The organism is Streptomyces sp. NPDC028711 (genome assembly GCF_055565415.1).
On the sequence record NZ_JBVHUJ010000008.1, the window covers coordinates 88,871 to 115,099 of the forward strand.

The following is a 26,229-nucleotide window of genomic DNA, read 5'->3' on the forward strand; positions in this document are numbered from 1 at the left end:
CACCTCCGTGATCTCGTGCCCCAGAAATGTTCGTCACCAAGGGAACACCGACCGTAGGTATTTCCACTCCCGCCGCAGCGCAATCCGTCGACGGAACACGCGAAGGGCCGTCCGCACCACGGATGGCGGACGGCCCTTCTACGGTCGAGCGGTGAGGTGCTTACGAGGCCTTGGCCTTCTCCTGCGCCGGGGCGGCCGGCGCGGGGGCGGGCTTGGCCGCCTCGTAGAACTCCTCGCGCGGCGTCTCGATGGCGCCGAGGGAGACGACCTCACGCTTGAGGAACATCGCGAGGGTCCAGTCGGCGAAGACGCGGATCTTGCGGTTCCAGGTCGGCATCGCCATGCCGTGGTAGCCACGGTGCATGTACCAGGCGAGACGGCCCTTGAGCTTGATCTTCACCTTGCCCATGACGATCATGGCGACGCCCTTGTGCAGACCGAGTCCGGCCACCGCGCCCTTGTTGGCGTGGCTGTACTCCTTCTGCGGGAAGCCGCGCATGCCGGCCACCACGTTGTCGCCGAGGACCTTGGCCTGGCGCAGGGCGTGCTGGGCGTTCGGCGGGCACCAGGCGTTCGGGTTGCCGGCCTTGCGGCCGACCATGTCCGGGACCTGGGCGTTGTCGCCGGCGGCCCACGCGTAGTCGAGGCCGTTGATCTGGAGCTTCTCGTTGCAGTCCACGTGGCCGCGGGGGCCGAGCGGCAGACCGAAGCGGGCGAGCGCCGGGTTCGGCTTCACGCCGGCGGTCCACACGATCGTGTTGGAGTCGACCTCGAGGCCGTTCTTCAGCACGACGTGGCCGTCGACGCAGGAGTCCATGGAGGTCTCGAGGTAGATCTCGATCCCGCGGCTCTCCAGGTGCTCCTTGCCGTACTGGCCGAGCTTGGGGCCGACCTCGGGAAGGATCTTGTCGGCCGCGTCGACCAGGACGAAGCGCATGTCCTCGCGCGACACGTTCTGGTAGTACTTCGCAGCGTCGCGGGCCAGGTCCTCGACCTCACCGATGGTCTCCGCGCCGGCGAAGCCGCCGCCCACGAAGACGAAGGTCAGCGCCTTGCGGCGGACCTCCTCGTCGGTGGTCGAGTCGGCCTTGTCGAGCTGCTCGAGGACGTGGTTGCGCAGGCCGATGGCCTCCTCGATGCCCTTCATGCCGATGCCCTGCTCGGCGAGGCCGGGGATCGGGAAGGTACGGGAGACGGCGCCCATCGCGATGACCAGGTAGTCGAAAGGCAGCTCGTACGCCTCGCCGACGAGCGGCGCGATCGTGGCGACCTTGCGGTCCTGGTCGATGGTGGTGACCCGGCCGGTGAGCACCTCGGCTCCGCGGACGACGCGTCGCAGCGGGACGACGACGTGGCGCGGCGAGATGCTGCCGGCGGCGGCTTCGGGGAGGAAGGGCTGGTAGGTCATGTACGACCGCGGGTCGACGACCGTGACGGTCGCCTCCGCGTAGCGCATCTTCTTGAGGATGCGCCGAGCTGCGTACAGGCCTACGTACCCGCCGCCTACTACGAGGATCCTGGGACGCTCCGTGGTGCTCATGGGATCGAGTATCCACCCCTCCGGAGGGGGGTGCTCGTGCGCCCCTTCACAAGGTCTCCGGGTACCTCTGCTACACTCCGCCGCCCACGTGATCCATGTCATGGTGCTGCAAAGGAACCGGGATGCAAGGGCGAACGTTGTTCACCCCTTGTGAACTGGTCCGGAGAGCCCCCGTTAACGCTGAACCACGGGACACGTTCACACGATGGAAACATCGAGCGAATCGGCCTCCGCGCCTGCGAAAGGGCCCTGAGGCGCCCCTCGGAGGGCCCGAAGACCCCCCTCAGACCCTCCTCGGGCGCCATCAGGGCCCTTTTCCTTGTGAAGAACTTCACGAACTTTCCCGACGGGATGTCGCCAGGAGGCCCGATAGACGCCCGCTATGCCACGGATAGGGCGATCCCATCGAGGATGTCGTGCTCGCTGACGACGACCTCGTGGGCTCCGACCCGCTCCACGATCTCCCGCAGGACCAGGGCCCCGGCGATGATCACGTCCACCCGGCCGGGGTGGATGACGGGGATCGCGGCCCGCTCGGCGTGGGTCGAGGCGAGCAGCCGCTCGGTGACCTCGGCGACCTGCGCGGCGGAGATCCGGGCGTGGTGGATCTTCTCGGAGTCGTACTCGGGGAGCCCGAGGGCGATCGCGGCGACCGTGGTGACGGAGCCGGCGAGCCCGACGAGGGTGCCGGCGGTGTCGATCGGCACGGTCTCGGCGGCCAGGTCGAGCGCCGCGCGGACGTCGGCGCGGATCGCGTCGGCCTCCTCGGCGGTCGGCGGGTCGTGCCGGACGTGCCGCTCGGTGAGCCGGACACATCCGATGTCGACGGAACGGGCCGCCTCGACGTGCTTGTTGCCGGTGACGAACTCGGTGGAGCCGCCCCCGATGTCCACGACGAGGTACGTCTCGTCGCCGTGCAGCTCGCCGGTGGCGCCCATGAAGGAGAACGCGGCCTCCTGGTCGCCGGTGATGACCTCGGGCTCGACCCCGAGGATCTCCACGACCCCGTTCACGAACTCCTCGCGGTTCTCGGCGTCGCGGGAGGCGGAGGTGGCGACGAAGCGGAGCCGCTCGGCGCCCAGCTCCCTGATGACATCGGCGTACTCGCGGCAGGCCGCGAAGGTGCGCTCCAGCGCCTCGGGGGCGAGCCGGCCCGTCCTGTCGACGCCCTGGCCGAGCCGGACGATCGTCATCCGCCGGTCCAGCTCGACGAGGTCGCCCGTATCCGGGTGGACGTCGGCGACGAGGAGGCGGATGGAGTTCGTACCGCAGTCGATTCCGGCGACCCGGGTCACTCGCCCTTCTCCTCTTCCTTCTCCGCGCACGGCGTGACGCAGGGGCCCTTCGCCCACCACTCCGGCAGCATCGCGAGGGCCTCGTCGCCGAACGGGTTCACGCCGGGGCCGGCCGCCAGCGAGTGGCCGACGAGGACGTGCAGGCACTTGACCCGGTCCGGCATGCCGCCGGCGCTCGGGAAGCCTTCGAGGACCTCGATGGCGTCACGGCGGCCGATGTAGTCCTCGTGCGCGGCCCGGTAGGCGGCGGCGAGCTCCGGGTCGGTGGCGAGCCGGGCCTGCATCTCCTTCATGACCCCGTTGGCCTCCAGGGTGCCGATGGCCGAGGCCGCCCGGGGGCAGGTCAGGTAGTACGTCGTCGGGAACGGGGTGCCGTCGGGAAGCCGGGGCGCGGTCTCGACGACGTCCGGGTTGCCGCACGGGCAGCGGTGCGCGATGGCGCGCAGGCCGCGCGGCGGCCGGCCGAGCTGCAGCTCGAAGGCGGCGATGTCCGCGTCGGAGGGCTCGGTGCGTTCGGTCTGCGGAGGGGGCGTTTCCATGTCTGCCTTGATTCAGGTCGTTACGGGCGGTCGGCGTGGTCGACGCCGTCCCAGAGGTTGTCGTACCAGGGGCGGTCCGCCGCGCCCTGGTCCGCGCGGGGCCGTTGCTCCGCGTCGGGGTCGTTCACGGTGAAGCCGGTCTCGCCGGGCAGCACGTAGTGCAGGTGCTCGCGGGCGAGGCGGCGGACGTAGGCCGGGTCCTGGAGGCGGGCCTTCTCGTCCCGCAGCTCCTCGACCCGGCGGGCGGCCTCGGCGGCCCTGCGCTCCTGCTCGGCGATCTCGCCCTGCTGGGAGACGTAGCTCCGCATCGGGTAGGCGAGCGCCACGACGAGGGAGCAGACGACGAGCGCGAGGAAGGCCGCGCGGCCGGTGAGCCGGGAGCGGCGGGCCTGGCGGCGGGTCTGGGAGCGGTAGACACGGGCGGCGGTCTGCTCGCCGAGCAGCCTGATCCGGGTCGCGGTCGAGAACCGGTCCCGGTCCTTCGCGGCCATGTCGTGTCGCCTCCCCTGTTCATGCGTACGTCCCCGCACACGGTACGGGACCGAGTACGGGGACGTACGGAAGCTGCCCTGGGGCTGGGTGTCAGCCCTTGATCAGGCCGCCTTGATCAGGCCGCCTTGATCAGGCCTTGAACCGCGGGAACGCGCTGCGGCCGGCGTAGACCGCGGCGTCGTCGAGGATCTCCTCGATGCGCAGCAGCTGGTTGTACTTGGCGACGCGGTCCGAGCGGGCCGGGGCGCCGGTCTTGATCTGACCGCAGTTCACGGCGACCGCGAGGTCGGCGATGGTGACGTCCTCGGTCTCGCCGGAGCGGTGGGACATCATGCACTTGAAGCCGTTGCGCTGGGCGAGCTCGACGGCGTCGAGGGTCTCGGTCAGCGAGCCGATCTGGTTGACCTTGACCAGGAGGGCGTTCGCGGAGCCCTCCTCGATGCCACGGGCCAGGCGCTCGGGGTTGGTGACGAACAGGTCGTCGCCGACGATCTGGACCTTGTCGCCGAGGCGCGAGGTGATGGTCTTCCAGCCGTCCCAGTCGTCCTCGTACAGCGGGTCCTCGATGGAGACCAGCGGGTACGCGGAGACCAGCTCGGCGTAGTAGTCGGTCATCTCGGCGGCCGAGCGGGACTTGCCCTCGAACTCGTACGAGCCGTCCTTGTAGAACTCGGACGCGGCGACGTCGAGCGCGAGCGCGACATCGGTGCCCGGGGCGTAGCCGGCCTCCTTGATGGCCTCGATGATGAGGTCGAGGGCGGCGCGGTTCGACTCGAGGTTCGGGGCGAAGCCGCCCTCGTCGCCGAGGCCGGTGGAGAGGCCCTTGCGCTTCAGGACGGCCTTGAGGGTGTGGTAGATCTCCGCACCCCAGCGAAGGGCCTCGGAGAAGGACTCCGCGCCGATCGGGGCGATCATGAACTCCTGGATGTCCACGTTGGAGTCGGCGTGCGACCCACCGTTGAGGATGTTCATCATCGGAACGGGCAGCAGGTGCGCGTTCGGGCCGCCGAGGTAGCGGAAGAGCGGGAGGTCGGAGGCCTCGGACGCGGCGTGCGCGACGGCGAGGGAGACGCCGAGGATGGCGTTGGCGCCGAGCGAGCCCTTGTTCTCCGTGGCGTCCAGGTCGAACATGGCCTGGTCGATCAGGCGCTGCTCGGTGGCGTCGTAGCCGACGAGTTCCGGGCCGATCTGCTCGATGACGGCGAGGACGGCCTTCTCGACACCCTTGCCCTGGTAGCGGTTGGGGTCACCGTCGCGAAGCTCGATGGCCTCGAACGCACCGGTGGAGGCGCCGGACGGAACAGCAGCACGGCCGGTGCTGCCGTCGTCGAGGCCGACCTCGACCTCGACCGTGGGGTTGCCTCGGGAGTCCAGGATTTCCCGGGCTACGACGACGTCGATGGACGGCACGAGCATCTCCTTCTGGGATGTGACGCTGGATGTGACGCAAGGTCGGTGCAGGGTCGCTTGGCCTTGCGACAAGAGCCTAACCGGCTCGGGGGCTCCGGCCAGCCGGGCGCCCGCCCCCTGGGACGAAAAAGGACCCAAGGGCATGCATCCCGGGACGAAGGCACCCGTATCTACTGGACGGTAACCGTGGGGGCCCGCAGACGGCCCTGGGCGGTGACCGTCGGGGACCCGTAAGACGGCGGAACCCCGGTCCGGCGCGCACGGGGGAGGGCGCGCCGGACCGGGGTGGTCACCGCGGGGAGGGTCGTGGGGGTCGCGCGAGCCGCCGGACTCACGCGGACCGCCCGGGCCTTACTTCAGGTGGAGCTGCTGGCCCGGGTAGATGAGGTCGGCGTTCTCGACGACGTCCTTGTTGAGCTCGAAGAGCTCGGCCCAGCCGCCGTCGACGCCCTGCTTCTGGGCGATGGTGCTGAGGGTGTCGCCGGCCGTGACCTTGTACTCGCCGTCACCCTTCTTGACCTTCTTGCCGGTCGGGGTGGTGACGGTCTTCTTGGCCGTGGTCTGCGGGGCGGCCTTCTGCGCGACCTTCGGCTGCGCGGCCTTCTGCGGGACCTGGCGCTGCTCGCTGCGGGTGGTCGGCTGCTCGGCCTTCCGCTCCGGCTGCGGGGCGCTCTCGGCGGCTCCGCCGGTGTAGGTGGCGCTGGAGAGGCCCACGCCACAGCTCGGCCAGGCACCCTTGCCCTGGCCCGCGAGGACCTTCTCGGCGATGGCGATCTGCTGGGACTTCGACGCCTGGTTGGCCGTCGAGGCGTAGGCGGTGCCGCCGTACGCGGCCCAGGTGGAGGCCGAGAACTGGAGGCCGCCGTAGTAGCCGTTGCCCGTGTTGATGGACCAGTTGCCGCCGGACTCGCACTGGGCGACGCGGTCCCACTCGGAGGCCGTGGCGGCCGAGGCGGTGCCCGCGGTCATCAGCGGGGCCGCGACGGCGACACCGGTGACGCCGACGAGCGTGGCGACCTGGGTGGCCTTGGAGGGACGGCGGTGTTTGCCCTTGCCGGAAAACAGCATGGAGATTCTCCTCACCGACGCCTGTGAGGTGAGCTGTCGGGTTCGGGCCGGAAAGTTGCCCGGCCGCGTGTCCTAGCACGCGGCTTCACCCCAAGCCGGTCGTCGGCCGTCTGTCTCAACGGCCGGGAACGGCACTTACCTTGGGTCCCCCACTCCTGCCTTCGGCGCTGACGCGACGACTGTTCCCATCGGCCGACGGCAGGATTCGGCGTTTCGGTCGACGGGGCCCGCGGTGGCGAGCGGTTAAGACCGTAGACACAGACCCACCGGAAGTTCAAAGAGGCGTATTGCGGAAATATCGCCCCTACCCGCCCTTCCAGGAGTGACGTTTGCGCAGGTGAGAGGTGGCGGAGGCAAAAGTTACGGTCAGGACACGCCAGTTGGAGTGAAGAGACCCATGTCTCACTTGCACAGAACCGGACATAGGCCCCTGAATCACTCGGCCGTCGCGGGCGAACCGATCGTCAGGTCGAGGCTCTGGCCAGGGAGGATGAGGTCCGGATCGACGCCTACCGTCTGCCGGTTGGCGTCATAGAGGGCGGTCCAGCCTCCGAGGAGTTCGTTCTCCTGCGCGATGTCGGACAGGCTGTCGCCCGGCTGCACGGTGTACGCGTCCGAAGTGCCCTGACTGTCCGTTGCGCCCGAATCCTTAGCGCCCTCGGTCGGCGTCGACACGAGAGGCGTTTCGGTCACCTTGCTCCCGGGCGAGGCATGTCTACCCGATTCAAGTGAAGTGTCCGCCTTGCCGGTTTCCTCCGGTGCGACCTCGCCCCGGTGCTTCCCGCTTCCGGGAGTGGCCGACGACGTGTCACCCTCCGGAGCGCCGGGCGTGACGGACGAACCGGGCGTACCGGACGCGTCAGGGGTGACCGGGGCGGTCGGGGTGCCCGGCGCGGTCGGCGCGCTCGGGTCCACGGCCGGGGTGGTCGAGTCGGTCGGCGCGGAGGGACTCACCGGCGTGGTGGGTACCCCGGGCGCGGTCGGCGAGACCGGCGTGGTCGACGTGGCGGGCGCGCTCGGAGTGACGGGAGCGGTCGGCGCGACGGTGCCCGTGGTCCCCTCCGTGGCCTCCTCGGCCCCGGTGGAGCCCGTGGAGGCCTCCGGAAGGCCCAGGGTCCTGTTCGACTCGACGACCGGCCCCGTGGGGACCTTCGGGACGGAGGCGGGGCCGGGGTCCACGCCGGGGGCCGTGCCGTCGTTGAGGAGACCGGCGATCGGCGCGCAGGTGGCCCACTCGGTGGAGCCCTTGGCGAGGGCCTTCTCGGCCACCGCGATCTGCTGGGCCCGGCTGGCCAGGTCGGCGCTGGGCGCGTACGCCAGGCCCCCGTGCCGCTCCCAGCTGTCCTGGGTGAACTGGAGCCCGCCGTACATGCCGTTGCCGAAGTTGGCGCTCCACTGGCCGCCGGACTCGCACTCGGCGACCCGGTCCCAGGTGGCCGCGTCGGCGGCGGAGGCGGATCCGGTGGCGAGCAGCGGCAGCGCCATGGCGGATCCGGTCACACCGGCGGCGACGACGATGGCGGGGGCCTGACGGGGGCGACGGTGTCGTCCGTTCCCGGAACGCATAGGAGCGCCTTTCGCGTGACGGCTGAGAGTGCGGCGAACGTAGCGGTATTCGAACGCTCGTCACAAGTCGATGGCCTCACGATCACGCGAAGATCACATTTCTGACACGCCGTCACTGTGCTGGAGCGGTACGGACGGGGTGAATCCCACCGGAAGCGTGCGCAATCCCCGCATGATGAGCCCCCCGCGCCACCGCAGTTCGGCCGGCTCGGCGGCAAGTCGCAGGTCCGGGAGGCGGGTCAGCAGGGTCGCCAGCGCCGTCTGTCCCTCGAGCCGGGCGAGCGGTGCTCCCAGGCAGTAGTGGATGCCGTGCCCGTACCCGAGGTGCTGGTTGTCGCGCCGGGCGAGGTCGAGGGTGTCCGGCCCTTCGAACCGCTCGGGGTCACGGTCGGCGGCGGCGAGCACCACGAGCACCGGGTCGCCCGCCGGGATCTCCTGTCCGCCGATGGTCAGCGGCTCGGTGGCGTACCGCCAGGTGGCCATCTCCACGGGCCCGTCGTACCGCAGCAGTTCCTCCACTCCCGTCTCCAGGAGCCCGGTCTCGCCCGCCGCGATCGAGGCCTGGAGCCGCTCGCGCTGCTCGGGGTGGCGCAGCAGCTGGTACATGCCGTTGCCGATGAGGTTCACGGTCGTCTCGAAGCCGGCGAACAGCAGGATGAAGGCCATGGCGGCGGCCTCGTTCTCGGTGAGGTGCTCGCCGTGGTCCGAGGCCTTGATGAGCCCGGAGATCAGGTCGTCGCCGGGATCGATCCGCTTCCGGTGGATCAGCTCGGCGAGGTAGCCGCGCATCTTCTTCACCGACCGGGCGACCCCGCCCCGGGGCCCGCCGCCGTGCCGGATCATCATCCCGGCCCAGTCCCGGAAGTCGTCCTGGTCCTCCTCGGGCACGCCGAGCAGGTCGCAGATGGCGTAGATGGGCAGCGGGAAGGCGAACTCGTGGATGAGGTCGGCGCTCCCCCTCTCCACGAAGGAGTCGATGAGCCGGTCGGTCAGCTCCTGCACCCGCGGGGTGAACTCGGCGACCCGGCGCGGGGTGAAGGCCTTCGAGACGAGGCGCCGCAGCCGGGTGTGGTCGGGCGGGTCGATGTTGAGCAGATGGGTCATCAGCTCGGCCTTGCGCTCGCCCGGAATGCCCGTCTTGCCCTTCGCGAGCGGGGACTCCGCGTGGTGCGCCGGGTTCTTCGACAGCCGCTGGTCGGCCAGGGCCTGCCGGGCGTCGCCGTAGCGGGTCACGAGCCAGGCCTCGACGCCGCTCGGCAGGGTCGTCCGGTGCACGGGCGCGTGCTCCCGCAGCCAGGCGTACGCGGGGTACGGATCGGCGGCGAACTCCCAGGTGAAGAGCTCGGGGGCGGGCGAGGGGGCGGGGCGGGGGCCGGGGGTGGTGCTCACCCTCCGACCGTACAGGGCGGCTCCGGCGGTGAGGTCTGTGAAGATCCCGTGATCACGAGGGGATGCCGTGCCCTAGATTCGTGTCGGTGGATCCTCAGATGCTCAGAAGCACGTTCGCGGTCGTCGAGAGACGGGCCGAACACGCCGTCACCTTCTTCTACTCGCATCTTTTCTGGAACAACCCGGCCCTGCGCGAGCTGTTCCCCGAGGACATGCGGCCCCAGCGGGACCGTCTCTTCGCCGCGCTCACCCACGTCGTGACCCATCTGGAGACGCCGGGGCTCACGGAGTACCTGGGGCGCCTCGGCCGTGACCACCGCAAGTTCCTCGCCTCCCCCGCGCTCTACGCCGCCGTCGGGTCGAGCCTGCTCGCCGCGTTCGCGCACGCCGCCGGATCCGCCTGGACGCCGGACGCCGAGAAGGCGTGGACGGAGGCGTACGGACGGGTCGCCGACCTGATGCTGGCGGGCGCCGACGAGGCGGCCGCGGCCGGGGAGCCGGCCTGGTGGGACGCGGACGTCGTCCGGCACGAACGGTTCGGCGAGGACCTGGCCGTCCTCACCCTGCGGCCCCGGCAGCCCCTGCCGTACCTCCCCGGCCAGTACGTCAGCGTCAGCTCGCTGCGCGTCCCGCGCGTCTGGCGGACGTACTCCCTCGCGGACGCGCCCCGCCCCGACGGCACCGTGGAGCTGCACGTGAGCCGGATCAGGGGCGGCGCGATGAGCACGGCGCTCGTCGACGAGACGGGCCCTGGCGAGACCCTGCGGCTCAGCGCGCCCGGCGGCGGCCTCACCGCGTGCACGGAACCCGGCGGTCTCCGTACGTACATATGCGCCGGTACGGGCTGGGCCCCGGTGCGGGCGCTGCTCGCGGCGGCGGCGGAGGCCGAGCCGGAGCTGAAGGGCCGGCTGTTCGTCGTGGCCCGCGCGAAGGAGTACCTGTACGGGCGGCGGGACGCCGAGCACCTGAGGGAACGGCTCCCGGGGCTGAGCGTCACCTACATCACGTCGGCGCCCGGACATCCCAAGGACCAGGCGACCGAGCGGCTGCTCCAGTCGCTGCGGGCCTGTGTCCACTGGGCCGCGCACGACGTGTACCTCGCCGGGCCGCCCGGCTTCCTGACGGAGGTCGCCGAGACGCTCGTGGAGCTCGGCACCGAGGCGGCCAGGATCCACCACGACACGCTGCCGCCGGTGGGCCGCTTCACCGTCCGCCCGAGCACCGCGGCCGAACGCCTCCTGGGCCCCCCGTCCACGCCCTGGCACGACCCGGAGGCCCGCGCACCGCGCGAACTCTGAGCCGGCCGTCGCCGCGGGCCTCCCAGGCCTGGGGCCTGTCCGCGCCGCGAGCCAGGCGGGACTTTCCCCCTAGGGGGTGTCTTGTCGATCAGGCCGGATCAGGGAGCGGCGTCTGGTGCCGTGCATCGCAAGGCGGAGGAGGGAGGCAACGCGGAGCGTTGTGGACCGACGACAACGCGGCGAGGTGCGGTGCCAGACGCCGCGAGCCCGGCCTGATCGGCAAGACACCCCCTAGAGGCCCTCCGCCGCGCGGATCGCGTCCCGGTACGTCCTGGCCGCCGCGCGCAGGGCCGCCTCCGGGTCCACGCCCGACGCCTCCGCCCGGGCGGCGAGCGCGAGGAGCTCGTACCCGACGCCCTCGCCCTTCGGCAGCGGTACGTCGAGGCCGGCCGTCCGTACGCGGCCCGCGAGCTTCGTCGCGAGCGCGAGGCCCGGCTGTCCCAGCGGCACGCCGTCGGTGACGGACTCCCGCTGCTTCTCGATCGCCTTGGTCCGCAGCCAGTGCGCCCGGACCTCCTCCGGGGTCTCCGCGGTCTCGTCGCCGAAGACGTGCGGGTGCCGGAGGATCAGCTTCTCGACGAGGGTCCCCGCGACGTCGTCCACGGAGAAGGGCTCCTCCGGGTCCTCCTCGGCGATCCGGGCGTGGAAGACGACCTGCAGGAGCACGTCCCCGAGTTCCTCGCGCAGCTCGTCCCGGTCGCCGTCCTCGATCGCCTCGACGAGTTCGTACGCCTCCTCGATGCCGTACTTGGTGAGCCCCTTGTGGGTCTGCCGCGAGGACCACGGGCACTCGCGGCGGATGCGGTCCATGATCTGCACGACGTCGAGGAGCCGGGCGCCGGGCAGGTCGTACGAGCCGGGCAGCAGTTCGAGGTCGGGCATGGAGAAGCGGCCGGAGCCGGCGAGCCGGGCGAGGCCGTCGGTCAGCGCCCGGTCGCCCTCGCCGGAGGGGAGCAGCAGCACGGTCCGGCCGCCGGCGCACGCCTCGACGAGTTCCTCGGCGGTGGGCCTGAGGTGCTCGACGGCGACCCCGGCCTCCCGCAGGTACGGCAGCTGGGGGTGGTGCTCGTCGGGGCAGAGCACCCGGTCCGCGGCGTGCAGCGCCTGCCACGCGGGCCAGGACAGGAGTCCGGGGGCCACGCGGTGGCTGGCGGTGAGCAGGACGATGCGGCCGGGGCTCTCAGAGGTCACCCCTCGAACTTACCCGCCCTCAGGCACCGGCCGGGAGGGCCCCCGGGTCCTGGCTGATCCGGCGCAGCCAGGGCGCGGTGGTGGCGGAGAGCCGGACCTGGGCGTCGTCCCAGGCGCCGTAGCGCGGGTTGACGTCGATGGCGAGGGCCTTGGACGCGGCGGAGAAGACGTCCGTGAGCTTCTTCTGGCCCTCGGGGGTGTCCGTGACGCCGAGCTTGGCGGCGATCTTGTTCATGAGGACGTTGCGGCGGACGACCTCGTCGATCTGGCCGGGGGCCACGCCCTGCTCCTGGAGGAGGACGGTGGCGAGCCGGTCCTCGCCGCCGCTCTCGCGGACGAACGCGGTCCTGGTCTGCTGGAGCTCGGCGCGGGTGACGGTGACGCCGTTGTCCGCGGCGACCTTGTCGACGACCCGGTCGAAGATCATGACGTTGAGCTTGCGGCGGGACAGGTCGCCGGTGGCCTGGACGAGCTGGGCGGCCTGCGGGGAACGTTCCTGCGCGGCGCGGACGTCCTTCACCTGGGCCTGGAGGCTGGAGACGTCGATCCGTTCACCGCCGACGACGGCCGCCGCTCCTGGGTGGGCGTCACTGCCGCAGGCGGTGAGCAGCGGGGCCGCGGCGAGGAGCGCGGCGGAGACGGTGAGCGCGGTGCGGCGGTGCAAAGGAGCCTCCCGGGCGGTCGTGCGTCAGTGGAACGACCTTGCGGTGATCGATGGTAGGGAGTCGCCGGGGCCGGAGCCACTACTTCGGTGCGACTGTTTCCCACAACGACTCACCGGCACCCCGGGTGTCGGCCCGTACCTGCCCTGTCTCGGGCCTCTCCTGTGTCTCCTTCACCGGGGACTCGTGTGTCTCCTTCACCAGGTAGTGGGGCCGTCGCTTGACCTCGTAGTAGATGCGGCCGACGTACTCGCCGATCAGTCCGACCATCACCATCTGGACGCCGGCGAGGGCGGTGACGGCGACGAGCAGGGTGACGTAGCCGGGGGTGTCGACGCCGTTGGCGAGGGCGTCGACGACGATCCAGGCCGCGTAGCCGAGGGCGACGAGGACGAGGAGGAGGCCGAGGTGGACGGCGGCCCGCAGCGGCTTGTTGTTGAAGGAGAGGAGGCCGTCGAGGCCGTAGTTGAGGAGCTTGCCGAAGGTCCACGTGGAGCGGCCCTGCTCGCGGACGGCGTTCTCGTAGGAGAACGTCGTGGTGCGGAAGCCGACCCAGGAGAAGAGGCCCTTGGAGAAGCGGTTGTACTCGCCGAGGCCGAGGACCGCGTCGACGGTACGGCGGGACAGGAGCCGGAAGTCGCCGACGCCGTCGACGAGCTCGACGTCGACGAGCCGGTTGATCGCCCGGTAGTAGAGGCGGGCGGTGAGGGTACGGGTGACGCGGTCGCCCTCGCGGGTGCGGCGGGCGACGACCTGGTCGTACCCCTCGGCGTGCAGCGCGACCATGCGGTGCACGAGCTCCGGCGGGTGCTGGAGGTCGGCGTCCATGATCACGACGGCGTCACCGGCGGCGTTGCGGAGTCCGGCCAGCATCGCCGCCTCCTTGCCGAAGTTACGGCTGAAGGAGACGTAGCGGACGTGGCGCGGGTCGCGCGCGGCGAGCTCCTGGAGGAGCGGGAGGGTCCCGTCCCGGCTTCCGTCGTCCACGTAGACGATCTCGAACTCGCCGTCGAGCCGGGCGAGTTCGGTGGTCACGCGGTCGTGGAAACGGGCGAGGACGTCCTCCTCGTTGAAGCACGGGACGACGATCGATAGCAGCACGCGGACCACGACAACGGAGCGCGGTGACCCGGCCGGTCCACGGGGATGACCGTCAGGCGACCATCGCGTGAACGGGTCGGCCGTGCCCGGTTCCTCCCCGCCGTTCGCTGGCATATTCGAGCCGTCATGCCGAACACCACGCGCTCCTGCCTCCTCTCCGCCCTCCTCGCCGTGGCGGCCGTCTGCGGTGGGGACGCCGCCGCCCGGGTCTTCCCCTTCGGGCCGCGCCACCGGGCCGTCAACGACCTCGCGAACCAGTTCGTCCCGTTCCACACGCACCTGTGGGACCTGCTGCGCGGCCGGGCGGACGGCGGGCTCCTGCTCGACTGGCGGGCGGGCTGGGGCACGAGCTTCCTCCCCGACTACGGCACCTATCTGTCGAGCCCCTTCGCCCCGCTGGTCGCGCTCCTTCCGCGCGGGGACATCGAGTACGCGGTGTACGCGGTCACCGTCCTGAAGACGGCGGCCGCGGCGGTGGCCATGACGTTCCTGCTGCGCCGGCTCGGGGGTGTCGCGGGCCCGACACGAGCGGCGGGCCACCCCCTGGGTCGCGGGGCCTGGTGGTGGGCGACGGTCCTGGGCGCCTCGTACGCGCTGTGCGGCTGGTCGCTCGCGGAGGGCACGTACAACCCGATGTGGCTGGACGGCCTGATCGCCTTCCCGCTGCTCTGCCTGGTCGGCGAGTGGGTACGGGAGGGCCGGCGGCCGCTCCTCGGGCCGCTGGTGGTCGCGGTCTGCTGGGTCGCGAACTTCTATACGGCGTACATGGCGATGCTCGGCGCCGCCCTGGTCCTCCTCGTGCGCCTGGCGGTGACGGACTCCTTCCGGGTACGGACCCTGCTGCGGGCGGCGGTGACGGCGGGCATCGGGATGGGCCTCGCCGCTCCCGTCCTCGTCCCCGTGTTCCTCGGCTCCCGGTACGCCCACCCGGGCCTGGTCCGGGAGTTCGCCCCGGCGCCCGCCACGGACCTGCTCGCCCGGCTGCTCCCGGTGACGTACAGCTTCGCGACCCCGGCGGCCTTCGTCTGCACGGCGGTACTGCTGCTCGTGGGGACGCTGCTCTTCCGCCGGGACGTGCCGGGCCGGGAGCGCTGGCTGTGGGCGGGTCTGTGCGGGGCGGTCGTCGCCTCGATGCAGTGGGGCCCGACGCACCTCCTCTGGCACGCGTTCGCGACGCCGAACGGCAGCCCGTACCGGCAGACGTTCGTCCTCTCCGGTGTCCTCGTCATCGCCGCCTGGACGGGCCTCACCCACGGGCCCCCGGACCGCCGGTCGCTGCTCGGCGGCACCGCGGTCGTCGTGGCCCTGGCGGCGGGGGCACTGGCCAGCCCCTTCCTCACCGGCTGGGCGCTGCTGTTCACGGGCGCGGGCCTCGCGGCGGTCGCGGGCGCGCTGCTGCTCCCGGCGCGCCGGCGGTACGGGGTGCTCGGCGCGCTCCTGGTGGTCGGGACGCTGCTCGGCCAGTCGGCGGCGACGACCGCGTACGCGGACCGGGAGCGGCTCGCCCGGCTCGACGACTATCCGCCGCTCGGCGCGGAGCAGGAGCGGCGGGCGGGCGCACTCGCCGCGGCGGACGGCTGGCCCGCGTACCGCACGGACGCGGGGCTGCCCCGGGTCGCGGGCAACGATCCGCTGCTGCTCGGCGGCCAGGGCGCCGCGTACTACTCCAGCCACACCCCGGCGGTCCTGACGCAGACGCTGACCGCGCTCGGCGGCGGCTGGACCTCGCGGGGCCGGAACCTGCTGAGCCTGGACAACCCGGTGACGGACGCGCTGTTCGGGGTGGGGGCACGGTGGCGGGACGGCACGGTCGTCCGTACGGAGACGTATCTGCCGCTCGTGACGGTACGGCCCCCCGGCCCTGCCCCGGTCTACGGCCCGTCGCCCTTCCGCAACCAGGAACTCCTCCTCGGCGCGCGGGTGTACGGGGCTCCGCGCGCGGGCGCCTGCCCTGTCGGCACCGAGGTCTTCCTGTGGGCGCCGGACACGACGGGCACGGCCAGCCTCGGCGGCCGTGAGACCCGGCTGCTCGGCGGGCAGCCGAAACGGCGGGCGGCCCTGATGTCCCTCGGCACGCAGCCCGGCCCCGGCGTGAAGCCAGTCCTCCCGGGCCCCGGCGAGCTCGGCTGCCTGGACCACGACCGGCTGCGCACGGCGGTCGCGGCCCTCCGTGCCCGTGCGGCGACCTCGGTCCACGTCACCCCGGACGGCATACGGGCCGACCTCCCGCCCGGCGTGACGGGCACGGCGGTCGTGGCGGCCCCCCGGATCGCGGGCTGGCACTGCGAGGGCGCCCGGGCGACCTCGTACGGCGGACTCCTCGCGATCGACGTCCGCCCCGGCGGCACGGTCCTCGACTGCGCCTTCCGCCCCCCGGGCCTCCGGGCCGGTCTGGCGGCGGGGGCGACGGCGGCGCTGCTGCTCCTCGGCCGGGTCCTGGCGGTGAGGAGGGGCGCCTTGGCGGGCCGCCGGGGGTGACGCCGGGGCCTACCCGGCCGAGGGGCGCCCTGGCGGCCCGCCGGGGGTGACGCCGGGGCCTACCCGGCCGAGGGGCGCCCTGGCGGCCCGCCGGGGGTGACGCCGGGGCCTGCCCGGCGTCACACGGTGGGTGTGTGCCGCTCCCAGCGGATCTCGCCGTCCTCCACGGCGTCCGTCGGGGTGAGGCCGGCCGCGCGGGCGACGGCGGCGGAGGCCGGGTGGTCCGGGTGGACGTGCGCGACGAGGGTGCGGACGCCGTGGGCCCTCAGCAGTCCGGCGAGGCCCTCGGCCGCCTCCCGGGCGATCCCCCGCCCCTGCCAGTCCGTGCCGATCACCCAGGCGACCTCCGCGACCCGGCCGCCGTCGGTGACCGTGGCCTGCACGGTCCCGGTCAGCCGGTCCTCGGCACGGAGCCGGACGACCCAGTTCGCCCAGACCGTGGCCGGGTCCGGCGAACCGGCGACCAGCCGCTCGTACCGCGCGCGCAGTGCGGGCGCGGGGAGCGGGGCGCCGCCGATGAAGGTGTGCAGGGCGGGGTCGGCGAGGACCCCCGCCATCTCCTCGGCGTGCGCGACGGCGAGCGGCACGAGGTCGAGCCGGGCGGTCCGTACGGACGCGGCGGGGAGGGGCGCTGTCACGCGCACATCCTGGCACCCGGGTGCCGCGGGACCGACGGTCAGGCGCCTGCCAGTTCGGCGTTCGCGCGCTCGGTGATCAGGGTCAGCACGCGGCCCGCGACGGCGAGGTCCTCGGCCGGGATGCCGGCGTACAACCGGGCGGAGGTCCGGGCGGATTCGGCGCTGGTGCTCTCGTGCAGCTCCTGTCCCGCGGCCGTGAACCGGAGCCGGGAGGTCTCCGGGTCGGTCTCCGTGAGCCCGGCGGCCGTCAGTTCGTCGATCACGCCGTGCACGTGCGACGCGTCGCACTTGAGGGAGCCGGTGACGTCGGCGACGAGTTCGTCCCGGCCGGCGGAGCCGCCGGCGCGCACGACGGCCTGGAGCGTCACGCTCTGCTCGAACGTGACGCCGTGGCGGGTCAGGACACGCTCCAGGAGGGCGCGGGCCGCGTAGTGCGCCAGGGCTATGACCCGGCCGTTGGTCGCGGGCGGGGCCGGGGTCGCGGTGGTGGGTGCGGTGGTCGTCATGACTGCTCCTCGTCGTTCTCGGTGTGCGGATCAAGAGGTGCGTCGAGCAAGGTCGCGAGGTCGCGGGTGAACTGCCGGGCGCGCGGACCGTCCCGTCCCCCGAGCGGCTCCAGGAACTGGTCGATGAGGCCCTGGACCACCCTGATCGCACGGCGTGTGACGTCGCGTCCCTCGTCGGTGAGCGACAGCTGCATGGCGCGCGGGTCGTCCGGGTCACGGGTACGGGCGACCAGGCCGGCCGCCTCAAGGGCGCGGGCCAGCTTGGAGACGTACAGCGCTTCGAGGCCCGTGTGGTCGGCGAGCCGGCGCTGGCTGGGCCGAAGGCCCGAGCGCGCCATGCCGTACAGCGACGCCATCAGCGCGTACTGGGCGTGCGTCAGGCCCAGCGGCGCGACCGCCCGGTCGACGGCCACCCGCCACTTCATCGACAGGCGCCAGACCAGGAATCCCGCCGTGGCTCTCTCCGTTGCTTCACTCACGCGAGATACCGTACATGGCTACCATAGCCATGGCTACTATCTTCCTCGGAATTTTCCCGGCCCGGGTCGCAACCTCGGGCGGTGACGCACGTCTGGTGGGTTGAAGGCGCCCTTCAGACCGTGTCCCCTTCCCACTTCCTCTTCCTCGGGAGAACCCATGTCCAGCCACGCCAAGCGGAACCTCCGCCCCCGACCCCGGGTCCTGGGCGTCGTCGCCGGTGTCGCGCTGCTCCTCGGCGGCGGCTTCGCCGCGCAGGCCGCCGCCGACTCCGACTCCACACCCAGGCCCGCCCCGGCCGCGCCCCAGGCGGAGGCCGCCGACGCGGCACCGGCCGCCGCACCCGCCCCGGCGCCCGCGCCGAAGGTCGTCGACGCGGGCAGGCCGACCGCCGCGCCGGCGCCCGCGCCCTCCCCGGCCAAGCCGAGCGCCGCCCCGGCGCCCGCGCCCGCCAAGCCCACCGCGGCCCCCGCGCCCGCGCCCGCCCATCCGACCGCCGCCCCGGCGCCGGCTGCCGCCCCCGCGCCGGCCGGCGCGCCCGCCGCCCGGCCCGTACCGGCGCCCGCGCCGGCCGAGGCCACGCCCCGGGTGATCGCGCCCGGAACCGGCGTCGGGAAGTAGCACCACGGAGACGCGGCCGGGCCGGCTTCCCCCGCCGGCCCGGCCGCGCCTCCCGCGACGAGTGAGGACCGCGCAGTTGTCGTACGCCCTACCCGCCATCGCACCGCCGCCCCTGTGGTCCCGGTTGCTCGCCCGCCTGTCCTCACGGACCGGGGGCGCGCCGGCACGGGAGCGCCATCCGCGGACCGTCGGCCCGTCCCACGGGCACGAACCGCCGCCCACGCTCACCGAGCTGTACCGGGCGCGGCGGCTCGACATGGTGCGGCTCGCGCTCTTCCTCGTCGACGACCTCCCCACCGCGGAGGACGTCGTCCAGGACGCGTTCGCCGCCGTGTGCCGGACGTACGGCACCTCGCTCCGCGGGCTCCAGGACCCGGGCGCCTATCTGCACACCGCCGTGGCCAACGCGGCCCGTTCCGTCCTGCGAAGGCGCCGCACCGCGCGCGCGTACACCCCGCCGCACCCCGGCGCCGGGGCGCCCGTCGACGAGGGTCTGCTGCTCGCCGAGGAACACCGGCACGTCCTCGACGCGCTCGCGGGGCTGACCCGGCGCCAGCGCGAGGTGCTCGTGCTGCGCTACTGGTCGGAGCTGACCGAGGCCCAGATCGCCGAGACGCTCGGGCTCTCGCGCGGCACGGTGAAGTCCACCGCGAGCCGCGCCCTCGACGCCCTGGAGAAGAAGCTGGAGGCGGGCCGATGAGACCGCGTGCCGAGGACTCCGCGTCCACCACCGAGGACCGGCTGCGCGCCGCGTTCGCCGCCCGCGCCGCCCTCGTGACCTACCGCGACCTGCGCCCCGGCGTGCCGCCCGAGGGGCGTGAACGGGGGCTGCGCCACATGCGCGGCCTCGCCTTCGCGGCGCTCGGCGGGGCCGTCGCGGCGGCCGCCGCGTATCTGTTCGTCCTGGCGCCCGGCGGGCCGGCCGACCCGGTTCCGGTGCCCCCCGCCCGCGGTCCGGGCGTCAGCAGGCCGACGGCACCGCCCACCCCGCAGCCGGCCCCGTCCGTGGCGCATCCCGAACCCTCGGCGCCGGGGGCCCTGGGGCAGCCGTGACCCCTCTTACGCGCAAGGGCCGGAACCCCCGGGGAGGGGTTCCGGCCCTTTGAAGCGGTCGCGGCGCGCGACTACTTCGCGGCGACCTCTTCGAGGCAGAGCACGAACTTGTCCGAGTTCAGCTGCTGCGCGAGCGCGGAGAGCTCGGCGCCGCACTGGTTCACGTCGAAGGTGCCGTCGATGACCTTGACGACCTTGAACAGGTCGGGCTTCCCGGAGGAGCAGTCCGTGGTGTCGACCTTGGGGTCGTTGTCGGGGCCCGTCACGGTGACGCACTCGCCGGCCTGGGCGTGCACGGGGGCGTCTCCGGTGAGGTGCGGGAGGCCGAACTTCACGGCGAGGGCGACGATGATCGCGACGACGACTCCACCGACCTTCTTGAGGAGGCGGCCGCCCTTCTTCGCGGGGGCGGCGGGCTGCTCGGGCGCGGCGGGCTGCTCGGGGGCGGGGGGCGCGGAGGGCGTCGTCATGAGAGGTTCCTTGTGAGCGCGGACATGATCAGACGCGAACGTTACATGTGCCAAAAGAGGCAAAAAGGATCACGAAGATCCACTCCCCGATCATTTGCCGAGTCGTGATCCTGTCGTCATGTCAGGCGCGCGGCCCCAGCTGACGTTGGTGGTCGAGCACCCGCCGCAAGTCGACCGGAAGCGGGTGATACGGGCCGTACGCGCGCTCCGCGTCGAACAGCAGCCGCTGGAGCTGGTCCTGCCCCGCCGCGTGCTCCCCCGCCGCCACGAGCAGCAGCCCGATCCGCTGCCGGATGTCGAAGGCACGGGCGAGATCCCTCTCGTAGTACGGCAGGACCGCGCGGAACTCCGCGAGGGCGGCGGCCGTCTCCCCCAGCTGCTCCAGGCAGAGGGCCGCGTCGTAGCGGAACTGCAGGGCCCCCGGATCGGCCGGGCCCGCCTCCGCGTCGCGGTCGGCCGCGAGCCGGCGCAACTCCGGCAGGGCGCGCCGGTACTGACCGTCGTCCATCAGCGTCGACGCGTACTGCTTGCGCAGGATGTGGACGACCGGCGAACGCTCGCCGTGTTCGGCCGCGGCGGCGGGCAGGATGCCGCCGAGGATGTCCACGGCCTGGGTGAGCGAGCCCTCCCCGAGCAGCCGCTTGACCTCGTCGACGGCGGCGGCGACATCGGTACGGGCGGCCGGAGGAGCCGGCACCGGGACGGGGCCGGGAGCGGGAGCGAGGACGGGAGCAGTGGGGACGGCGGCCTGCGGGTGCGCCGCCGGGCGGTCCGGCCAGGGCGCGTGCGGGCGGAGGAACGGCCGGGTCGGGTCCATCGGTCCCGCCGGGGCCCCGCGCGCGGGGAGCAGCGGCAGGAGGTGCTCGTACACCTCGTGCGCGCCGGACGGCCGCTCCCGCGGGTCCTTGGCGAGGAGCCGCAGCACCAGCGATTCAAGGGCCTCGGGCACCTCGGGCCGCAGCTGCCGGAGCGGTACGGGAGGCTCGTACAGATGCCGGTGGAGGACTCCGAGCGCGGTGGACCCGGCGAACGGCACGTTGCCGCTGAGGAGTTCGTGGAGCAGGACACCCAGCGCGTACAGGTCGGTGGACGGGCCGACGGCGCCGCCCATGGCCTGCTCGGGCGCCATGTACGAGGGGCTGCCGATGGGCGAACCGGTGTGGGTGAGCCGGGTGGTGTCCGAGTCGAGGACGGAGGCGACGCCCAGGTCGAGGACGACGACCGAGCCGTCCGGGCGGACCATCACGTTCCGCGGCTTGAGGTCGCGGTGCACGATCGGTACGGCGTGGACGGCGGCGAGCACCGCGCACAGTTGCGCGGCGACGGAGACCGCCCACGGCCAGGGGTACGGGTCGTGCTCGGCGAGGTGGTCGGCGAGGTCCGCGCCCTCCACGTACTGCATGACGAGATACAGGTCGTCGCCCTCGCTGCCGGCGTCGTGCACGGTGACGAGCCCCGGGTGGTCGACGTGCGCGGTCACCCGGCACTCCCGCACGAAGCGGCGCCGCAGTTCCTCGGCGGCGGTCGCGGGGCCGGTCATGGTGGCCGGCCGGAGCAGCTTCACCGCGACCCGGCGGTCCAGCCTTCCGTCGTACGCCGTCCAGACCTGGCCCATGCCGCCCTGGCCGATGACGGTGGCGAGCTCGTAACGCCCGCCGATGACACGTCCGTTCACGGCCGCTCGTCGCCCTCTCTGTGGGTGCGCAGGAGGTCGCTCAGCTCGTCGAGCTCGGCGCGGACCTGGTCGATGCGGGGCGCGACGGGCGGCTGGGGCGGCGGCACGTGGCCGATCGGCTGGTACGGGTACGGCTGACGCACGGTCGGCCGGAGGGACGGCGGCTGCGGGGACGGCGGCCGCGCCGGGGGCGGCGGGACCATGATCAGGACCGGCGCGGGCTGGTGGTGGCGGATGTCGACGACCAGGAAGTAGCAGGTCACGACCGCCATCTGGACGAGCAGGACCACCATGCCCGCGGTGTTCATCCAGGTGTCGGCGAACCGCTGCTCCAGCGGCACCACACAGGCGATGTTGAACACCAGATGGGCCCAGAAGAGCGCCCAGTCACGGCCGGAGCGCCGCATGATCGCGATCCGGAGCATCGCCACCCACGCGAGGAAGCCCAGGGACAGGACGACCAGGACCGTGATGAGCACACGGACGGTGATCGTGGCCGCCGACGGGCCGGTGGCCCGGGCCGGCGGGGGTGTGGGCACCTGACCGTACATACGACGCTCCCCCAGACGGATGATCCGGCTAAGAGAGTAAGACGCTCCCGGCCCCCGCTCCACGCCCGTGCCGTCAGCCGGGTTCCACGCTTCCGTCGGCGAGGCCGTCGTACAGGCCCTGCACCAGCTGTTCGCCCAGGCGGGCGGCGAGCCGCAGGGCCTCCTCGAACTCGGCGAGGGACTTGAAGTGGGCACCGTGGCGGCGCTGGTCGGCGAGGGGCAGCCGGGGCAGCTGGAGGCGGCGCACGTCGAGCCGGGTCGCGGTCGAGGCGAAGCTGCTGGCCTGCCGGTTGTTGGCGGTGCCGCGCAGGAAGCCGGCGAGGAACCAGGGGTCGAGGGCGGCCGGATCGGGCCGGAGCAGCTGGAGGTTGCGGCCGAGGGCGGCGCCCGCGGTCGCCGCGTCCACGACCCGGGTCACGGAGCCGCCGCCGAGGACGGGGACGACGACGTCCCCCTCGGCGACGAGTACGGGCTCCTCGGCCGGGCCGCCGCCGGGAAGGGTGCCGGAGGGGGCGCCGCCCGACAGGACGTCGTGCTCGGTGAGGACGGGGACGTCGCCGCCGCCCTCGGGCACCGTGCCGGAGCCGCCGGTGCGGAGCTGGAGGGCGCCGGTGCGGGCCAGTTCGCCGACGGTCGTGAGGGGGCGGGGCCCGGAGCGCGCGGGGACGGGGGTGGGGGCGAGGCCCCTGGTGCGGCGCAGCGTCTCGTCCAGGCGCTCGCGGACCGTGGCGAGTTCGGGGGCGGTGCCGCCGGCGGCGGGGGCCGTGAGGTAGCGGGCGGGGGCGAGGTCGACCTCGTCGTCGAGGAGTTCGATGACGGGGACGGCGCGGGCCACGGACTCCTCGCCGCCCCGCCCCGCCCAGGCGTCGAGGACCGTGTTCCTGAGGGTGGGCCAGGGCAGTTTGTCGCGGCCGGCGTCCGGGACGAGCCCGGCGGTGTCCACGAACAGGGTCTCCGCCGGGGGCCGCTGGTCCCCGCCGGGCCGGACGAGGACCCAGAGGTGGAGCGGGATGCCGTACGGGGGCGCGGCGCCGGCCGGGAGGGCGACCACGGCGCGGAGCGCGCCGCGGCGCAGGAGGTCGGCGCGGATCCGGCGGCCGGAGCGGCGGGAGGCGACGGCGGGCGGCATGAGGAGGACCGCGGTCCCGCCGTCACGGAGCCGGGCGAGGGCGTGCTGCACCCAGGCCAGTTCGGACTCCGTACGGGCCGGGAAGCCGTACTCCCAGCGCGGGTCGTAGGCGAGTTCGTCGTGGCCCCAGGTCCGCTCGTTGAACGGCGGGTGGCACAGGACCGCGTCGGCGGCCAGGCGGGGGAAGGCGTCGGCGCGGAGGGTGTCGGCGGTGGCGGAGCGGATGTCGGCGTCACCGTGGAGGGCGAGCCGCAGGGCGGTGAGGGCGGCCAGGTCGGGGTCCGTGTCCTGGGCGTAGAGCGCGGTGGGACGCGGGACGGCGCGCAGCAGGCCGCCGGTGCCGGAGGCCGGGTCGACGACGGTGGCGAGGGGGCGGCCGTCGGGGGCCGCGGCGGCGGCCAGCTCGGCCATGAGCTCGGCGAGCGGGGGCGGGGTGAGCGTGTACTGGCGGGGGTTGGCGTCCAGGTGACGGCCGAGGAGGAACTCGAAGGTCTGGCGTGCGCCGCCCAGCTCGGCCGAGAGCTCGGCCGCGGCACGGAGCAGGGGGACGGCGGGGGCGGTCTCGGCGGCGGTGGGGGTGCGGACGGCCCGCGGCAGACCGAAGCGGCCGGTGAGGACCTCTTCGAGGGCCTCCGACAGGACGCCGGCGAGCCGGTCGTCGGGAAGGGCGGCGAGCGCGACCCAGGCGCGGGGGCGCTCGCGGTGGAGGAGCAGGAGGCAGCCGGTCTGGACGAGGCCGGCGACGGTGCCGGCGGGGTGTCCCGAGAGCTGCTGCCAGACGCGCTCACGGAGCGGGACCTCGGCGAGTTTGCCCTGGTCGCGGAGCCACTGCTCGACCTCGCCGAGGGCGAAGGAGGGGCTGGTCTCCGTCCCGCCGACGGGCCGGGGGAAGTCGGCGTGGCGCCGGCGCCAGTTGCTGACGGCGGCCCTGCCGACGCCGGCCAGCCGGGCGATACCGGCGGCGGTGACCTCTGTCGCGCTCTCTTCGGGCACCTGTCCGTCTCCCCTCGTACGTGCGTGAACACACCGAGCCTACCGCTCGTACCAGTTCACGGTGTGAGGGAACCTGAATCTCGTGAACGCTGTTGACTCGGTTCACAGTCTCTGCTGTGATTACGTCATCGAAACACGGAGTCCTCACAGCGCCCCGGAAGGTGCCACAGCCATGTCTCAGCAGCAGCAGCGCAACTGGTTCGCCCGTCACAAGGTCCTCACCGGCGCCGGCGCGATCGTCGCCGTCATCGTGATCGGCGCGGCGGTGGGCGGGGGCGGCGACAGCGAGTCGCCCCAGGCCGGCGCCCAGCAGGAGCAGCCCGCGAAGCAGGGCGGCGACAAGAAGGCCCCGGAGTCCAAGGCCCCCGAGAAGAAGGTCGTCACGATCGACGGCGACGGTGACTTCGAGGTGGGCACGGACGCGAAGCCCGGCCTCTACCGCTCCACGGGCAACAAGGACGCGGAGTGCTACTGGGAGCGCGCGAAGGACGCCTCGGGGGAGCTGGACTCGACCCTCGCCAACGACAACGTGACGGGCACGGCCTACGTCGAGATCAAGGCCTCGGACAAGCTCTTCAAGTCCGCCGGCTGCGGCACCTGGGAGGCCGTCGACCCGAAGGCCACCGGCACCCCGAAGACCACGCTCAAGGGCGACGGCGGCATGTTCAAGGTGGGCGTCGACATCGCCCCGGGCACGTACAAGTCCACGGGCAACAAGGACGCCGAGTGCTACTGGGAGCGCGCGAAGGACGCGAGCCACGGCACGGACTCGATCCTGGCCAACGACAACGTGACGGGCACGGCGATCGTGAAGGTCACGGCGAAGGACGGCTACTTCAAGTCGTCGGGCTGCGGCGACTGGACCAAGACGGGCTGACACCCGGCCGACGCGGGCCCCGGTCCGGCGGATCTCCAGGGCGTCCCGGAGCGGGGTACGCCTCTGCGACGCCGCTCTCGGACACCGATCCGAACTCAGCCCTGGAAGAAGTACCGAGGGGCGTGTTCCACGTCGGCCGGGCAGACGTAGACGTTCATCGAGCCCCAGCGGCCGACCGTGACGTGCGTCGGGATGTTCGCGTCCATCGCGTCGGCCGTCGCCCTGTCCTCCAGCGGGATCCAGCTGCGGCTGCCGGCGTCCCATTCGCTGCTCGCCACCGTGAGCAGCAGGTCCATCGCCGCGCCGCACGCGCACGTCACGGGGCCCGCGTCCGTCGAGTTCCAGGCGGCGAACCCGCCCGCCTTCCAGCCCGGGGCGATCGACAGGTCGGACCAGTACAGGACCGAGTCCTCGTCCTGGTCCTCCTCGTCGCCCTCCCACTCCTCGATACGGGACTGGAGCTCCGGCGGCAGCAGGTCGAAGTCCTGGTGCTCGACCACGGTCTCCGGGTCGAGGACGCACGGCGAGGGGACGTAGCCCTCCGAGCCGACCACGACGGGCTCCGGCTGCTCGGCCAGCACCTCGCCGACCTCGGCCGCGTTCCGCCACCGCAGCTGTACGGCCGGCTCGTGCTTCCCGTGGTGCGCGTCGAACGGACACCACAGGACCTGGAGCAGATCCCGGTCGGCCGGGCCGCCGAGTCCCGGCACGTCCCGGCGGTACAGCTGCGCCACGGCCATCAGCGGGATGGGGTCGGTGTCCTCCAGCCACGGGGCGTGCCGCCCGCGCTTGAAGGAGCTCAGAAGCTCCCCCTCCTCCGCCGTCGGCCCCGGCTGGGCCCCGGGCGCGGGCGTCCGGCCCCACGCCTCGGCGAGGATGCGGCGCGTGGTCCGCACGTCCTCGGTCCGGTCGCCGTACCGGCGCCGGTGCGGCTCCGTGCACACCGGCCACGGCTCGTCCGCCGGCCACAGGAAGGGGCCGCCCACCGAACTGTCCCCGGCTCCGGGCGCCCCGGGCCTGGGGTGCAGCCGCGTCGCCGTCGCCCGGTACCCCGCGAGTTCCGGGAACAGCGCTTCGACGTCGGCCGGACGGGGCGGGGTCGTGCGGGTCATGGAGCTCCTCAAACAGTCTGGGCGCAACAGATTAGTACCTGCTGCGCCCAGACTCATGCGGGGGAGGCCCTTGGCCTCCTACTGCCTCCTACTCGTGT

The 26,229-nt window shown here is 73.1% G+C and carries 25 protein-coding genes and 1 riboswitch; of the genes, 6 read left to right on the plus strand and 19 right to left on the minus strand.

The features are described 5' to 3' along the window. Positions 1-160: 160 nt before the first annotated feature. The 8 genes from ACZ4VK_RS24250 to ACZ4VK_RS24285 all read right to left on the minus strand — a co-directional run bounded on the left by ACZ4VK_RS24250 (position 161) and on the right by ACZ4VK_RS24285 (position 9,299). Complete coding sequence (locus ACZ4VK_RS24250; RefSeq protein ID WP_468355559.1) at positions 161-1,540, minus strand: NAD(P)/FAD-dependent oxidoreductase; 1,380 nt, start codon at positions 1,538-1,540, stop codon at positions 161-163. A gap of 380 nt (positions 1,541-1,920) precedes the next feature. Continuing rightward, positions 1,921-2,835: a Ppx/GppA phosphatase family protein gene (locus ACZ4VK_RS24255; protein ID WP_468355562.1), complete on the minus strand. Its 915-nt coding sequence runs from the start codon at positions 2,833-2,835 to the stop codon at positions 1,921-1,923. Then, positions 2,832-3,374 (minus strand): DUF501 domain-containing protein, encoded by a 543-nt coding sequence (locus tag ACZ4VK_RS24260; protein ID WP_468355565.1) that lies wholly within the window; start codon positions 3,372-3,374, stop codon positions 2,832-2,834. Before ACZ4VK_RS24260 ends, ACZ4VK_RS24255 begins: the two co-directional genes overlap by 4 nt. 20 nt (positions 3,375-3,394) lie before the next feature. Then, positions 3,395-3,865: an FtsB family cell division protein gene (locus ACZ4VK_RS24265; protein WP_468355568.1), complete on the minus strand. Its 471-nt coding sequence runs from the start codon at positions 3,863-3,865 to the stop codon at positions 3,395-3,397. 130 nt (positions 3,866-3,995) lie between these two features. Then, the gene (gene eno, locus ACZ4VK_RS24270; protein WP_468355571.1) at positions 3,996-5,276 is read right to left on the minus strand and encodes a phosphopyruvate hydratase; all 1,281 of its coding nucleotides are present in this window, start codon (positions 5,274-5,276) and stop codon (positions 3,996-3,998) included. Between the two features lie 351 nt (positions 5,277-5,627). After that, positions 5,628-6,344 (minus strand): transglycosylase family protein, encoded by a 717-nt coding sequence (locus tag ACZ4VK_RS24275; protein WP_468355574.1) that lies wholly within the window; start codon positions 6,342-6,344, stop codon positions 5,628-5,630. A 3-nt stretch (positions 6,345-6,347) separates the two neighbouring features. Continuing rightward, a riboswitch (cyclic di-AMP (ydaO/yuaA leader) is annotated at positions 6,348-6,521 on the minus strand. A gap of 258 nt (positions 6,522-6,779) precedes the next feature. Next, on the minus strand, positions 6,780-7,910 hold the full coding sequence (locus ACZ4VK_RS24280; RefSeq protein WP_468355577.1) for a LysM peptidoglycan-binding domain-containing protein: 1,131 nt from the start codon (positions 7,908-7,910) through the stop codon (positions 6,780-6,782). A 93-nt stretch (positions 7,911-8,003) separates the two neighbouring features. After that, positions 8,004-9,299 (minus strand): cytochrome P450 family protein, encoded by a 1,296-nt coding sequence (locus tag ACZ4VK_RS24285; RefSeq protein WP_468355580.1) that lies wholly within the window; start codon positions 9,297-9,299, stop codon positions 8,004-8,006. A 98-nt stretch (positions 9,300-9,397) separates the two neighbouring features. On the opposite strand from ACZ4VK_RS24285, the gene ACZ4VK_RS24290 reads away from it, so the two are divergent. Then, on the plus strand, positions 9,398-10,597 hold the full coding sequence (locus ACZ4VK_RS24290) for a globin domain-containing protein (RefSeq protein ID WP_468355583.1): 1,200 nt from the start codon (positions 9,398-9,400) through the stop codon (positions 10,595-10,597). A gap of 231 nt (positions 10,598-10,828) precedes the next feature. On the opposite strand, the gene ACZ4VK_RS24295 is transcribed toward ACZ4VK_RS24290, so the two are convergent. The 3 genes from ACZ4VK_RS24295 to ACZ4VK_RS24305 form a co-directional block, all read right to left on the minus strand. Beyond that, positions 10,829-11,788 (minus strand): nucleoside triphosphate pyrophosphohydrolase, encoded by a 960-nt coding sequence (locus ACZ4VK_RS24295; protein ID WP_468355586.1) that lies wholly within the window; start codon positions 11,786-11,788, stop codon positions 10,829-10,831. A 19-nt stretch (positions 11,789-11,807) separates the two neighbouring features. Next, the gene (locus tag ACZ4VK_RS24300; protein WP_468355589.1) at positions 11,808-12,452 is read right to left on the minus strand and encodes a SurA N-terminal domain-containing protein; all 645 of its coding nucleotides are present in this window, start codon (positions 12,450-12,452) and stop codon (positions 11,808-11,810) included. Positions 12,453-12,531: 79 nt separating this feature from the next. Further along, entirely contained in the window at positions 12,532-13,551 is a 1,020-nt protein-coding gene (locus ACZ4VK_RS24305) for a glycosyltransferase family 2 protein (RefSeq protein ID WP_468355592.1), read from the minus strand. 126 nt (positions 13,552-13,677) lie between these two features. Between ACZ4VK_RS24305 and ACZ4VK_RS24310 the strand changes: the two genes are divergently transcribed. Next, positions 13,678-16,029 (plus strand): YfhO family protein, encoded by a 2,352-nt coding sequence (locus ACZ4VK_RS24310; protein WP_468355594.1) that lies wholly within the window; start codon positions 13,678-13,680, stop codon positions 16,027-16,029. A 119-nt stretch (positions 16,030-16,148) separates the two neighbouring features. On the opposite strand, the gene ACZ4VK_RS24315 is transcribed toward ACZ4VK_RS24310, so the two are convergent. From ACZ4VK_RS24315 to ACZ4VK_RS24325, 3 genes are read right to left on the minus strand one after another with little or no spacing between them, the layout of a single operon-like run. After that, positions 16,149-16,667 (minus strand): GNAT family N-acetyltransferase, encoded by a 519-nt coding sequence (locus tag ACZ4VK_RS24315; RefSeq protein ID WP_468355596.1) that lies wholly within the window; start codon positions 16,665-16,667, stop codon positions 16,149-16,151. Between the two features lie 38 nt (positions 16,668-16,705). Further along, positions 16,706-17,173: a MarR family winged helix-turn-helix transcriptional regulator gene (locus ACZ4VK_RS24320; protein WP_468355598.1), complete on the minus strand. Its 468-nt coding sequence runs from the start codon at positions 17,171-17,173 to the stop codon at positions 16,706-16,708. After that, positions 17,170-17,652, minus strand: a complete 483-nt coding sequence (locus ACZ4VK_RS24325) for a MarR family winged helix-turn-helix transcriptional regulator (RefSeq protein WP_468355600.1) — start codon at positions 17,650-17,652, stop codon at positions 17,170-17,172. The genes ACZ4VK_RS24320 and ACZ4VK_RS24325 overlap by 4 nt, the downstream gene beginning before the upstream one ends. 157 nt (positions 17,653-17,809) lie before the next feature. Between ACZ4VK_RS24325 and ACZ4VK_RS24330 the strand changes: the two genes are divergently transcribed. The 3 genes from ACZ4VK_RS24330 (at position 17,810) to ACZ4VK_RS24340 (ending at position 19,324) form a co-directional block, all read left to right on the plus strand. Next, positions 17,810-18,271 (plus strand): hypothetical protein, encoded by a 462-nt coding sequence (locus tag ACZ4VK_RS24330; protein ID WP_468355602.1) that lies wholly within the window; start codon positions 17,810-17,812, stop codon positions 18,269-18,271. A gap of 76 nt (positions 18,272-18,347) precedes the next feature. Next, the gene (locus tag ACZ4VK_RS24335; protein WP_468355605.1) at positions 18,348-18,971 is read left to right on the plus strand and encodes an RNA polymerase sigma factor; all 624 of its coding nucleotides are present in this window, start codon (positions 18,348-18,350) and stop codon (positions 18,969-18,971) included. Beyond that, positions 18,968-19,324, plus strand: a complete 357-nt coding sequence (locus tag ACZ4VK_RS24340) for a hypothetical protein (protein ID WP_468355608.1) — start codon at positions 18,968-18,970, stop codon at positions 19,322-19,324. Before ACZ4VK_RS24335 ends, ACZ4VK_RS24340 begins: the two co-directional genes overlap by 4 nt. Positions 19,325-19,395: 71 nt before the next feature. Here ACZ4VK_RS24340 and ACZ4VK_RS24345 read toward each other — a convergent pair whose 3' ends face one another. The 4 genes from ACZ4VK_RS24345 to ACZ4VK_RS24360 all read right to left on the minus strand — a co-directional run bounded on the left by ACZ4VK_RS24345 (position 19,396) and on the right by ACZ4VK_RS24360 (position 24,142). Beyond that, positions 19,396-19,794 carry an LppU/SCO3897 family protein gene (locus ACZ4VK_RS24345; protein WP_468355611.1) on the minus strand — a complete coding sequence of 133 codons (399 nt, stop codon included), beginning with the start codon at positions 19,792-19,794 and terminating at the stop codon, positions 19,396-19,398. A 121-nt stretch (positions 19,795-19,915) separates the two neighbouring features. After that, entirely contained in the window at positions 19,916-21,469 is a 1,554-nt protein-coding gene (locus ACZ4VK_RS24350; protein ID WP_468355615.1) for a protein kinase domain-containing protein, read from the minus strand. Further along, positions 21,466-22,020, minus strand: a complete 555-nt coding sequence (locus ACZ4VK_RS24355; protein ID WP_468355618.1) for a hypothetical protein — start codon at positions 22,018-22,020, stop codon at positions 21,466-21,468. Before ACZ4VK_RS24355 ends, ACZ4VK_RS24350 begins: the two co-directional genes overlap by 4 nt. Positions 22,021-22,093: 73 nt before the next feature. After that, positions 22,094-24,142, minus strand: coding sequence for an N-6 DNA methylase (locus tag ACZ4VK_RS24360; protein WP_468355620.1), 2,049 nt, complete (start codon positions 24,140-24,142; stop codon positions 22,094-22,096). A gap of 172 nt (positions 24,143-24,314) precedes the next feature. Here ACZ4VK_RS24360 and ACZ4VK_RS24365 point away from each other — a divergent pair, with 172 nt between their 5' ends. Beyond that, the gene (locus ACZ4VK_RS24365; RefSeq protein WP_468355623.1) at positions 24,315-25,019 is read left to right on the plus strand and encodes a hypothetical protein; all 705 of its coding nucleotides are present in this window, start codon (positions 24,315-24,317) and stop codon (positions 25,017-25,019) included. A 95-nt stretch (positions 25,020-25,114) separates the two neighbouring features. Here the strand turns inward: ACZ4VK_RS24365 and ACZ4VK_RS24370 are convergent, their stop codons facing one another. Further along, a complete protein-coding gene (locus ACZ4VK_RS24370; RefSeq protein WP_468355626.1) occupies positions 25,115-26,131 on the minus strand; it encodes a hypothetical protein in 1,017 nt (338 codons plus the stop codon). Positions 26,132-26,229: the final 98 nt, after the last annotated feature.

Bases quoted from the DNA above. Each gene is read 5' to 3' on its own strand.
- ACZ4VK_RS24265 (WP_468355568.1), bottom strand. From the start codon at position 3,865: ATGGCCGCGAAGGACCGGGACCGGTTCTCGACCGCGACCCGGATCAGG.
- ACZ4VK_RS24330 (WP_468355602.1), top strand. From the start codon at position 17,810: ATGTCCAGCCACGCCAAGCGGAACCTCCGCCCCCGACCCCGGGTCCTG.
- ACZ4VK_RS24355 (WP_468355618.1), bottom strand. From the start codon at position 22,020: ATGTACGGTCAGGTGCCCACACCCCCGCCGGCCCGGGCCACCGGCCCG.
- ACZ4VK_RS24340 (WP_468355608.1), top strand. From the start codon at position 18,968: ATGAGACCGCGTGCCGAGGACTCCGCGTCCACCACCGAGGACCGGCTG.
- ACZ4VK_RS24370 (WP_468355626.1), bottom strand. From the start codon at position 26,131: ATGACCCGCACGACCCCGCCCCGTCCGGCCGACGTCGAAGCGCTGTTC.
- ACZ4VK_RS24320 (WP_468355598.1), bottom strand. From the start codon at position 17,173: ATGACGACCACCGCACCCACCACCGCGACCCCGGCCCCGCCCGCGACC.
- ACZ4VK_RS24365 (WP_468355623.1), top strand. From the start codon at position 24,315: ATGTCTCAGCAGCAGCAGCGCAACTGGTTCGCCCGTCACAAGGTCCTC.
- ACZ4VK_RS24290 (WP_468355583.1), top strand. From the start codon at position 9,398: ATGCTCAGAAGCACGTTCGCGGTCGTCGAGAGACGGGCCGAACACGCC.
- ACZ4VK_RS24260 (WP_468355565.1), bottom strand. From the start codon at position 3,374: ATGGAAACGCCCCCTCCGCAGACCGAACGCACCGAGCCCTCCGACGCG.
- ACZ4VK_RS24345 (WP_468355611.1), bottom strand. From the start codon at position 19,794: ATGACGACGCCCTCCGCGCCCCCCGCCCCCGAGCAGCCCGCCGCGCCC.
- ACZ4VK_RS24280 (WP_468355577.1), bottom strand. From the start codon at position 7,910: ATGCGTTCCGGGAACGGACGACACCGTCGCCCCCGTCAGGCCCCCGCC.
- ACZ4VK_RS24275 (WP_468355574.1), bottom strand. From the start codon at position 6,344: ATGCTGTTTTCCGGCAAGGGCAAACACCGCCGTCCCTCCAAGGCCACC.
- ACZ4VK_RS24250 (WP_468355559.1), bottom strand. From the start codon at position 1,540: ATGAGCACCACGGAGCGTCCCAGGATCCTCGTAGTAGGCGGCGGGTAC.
- ACZ4VK_RS24310 (WP_468355594.1), top strand. From the start codon at position 13,678: ATGCCGAACACCACGCGCTCCTGCCTCCTCTCCGCCCTCCTCGCCGTG.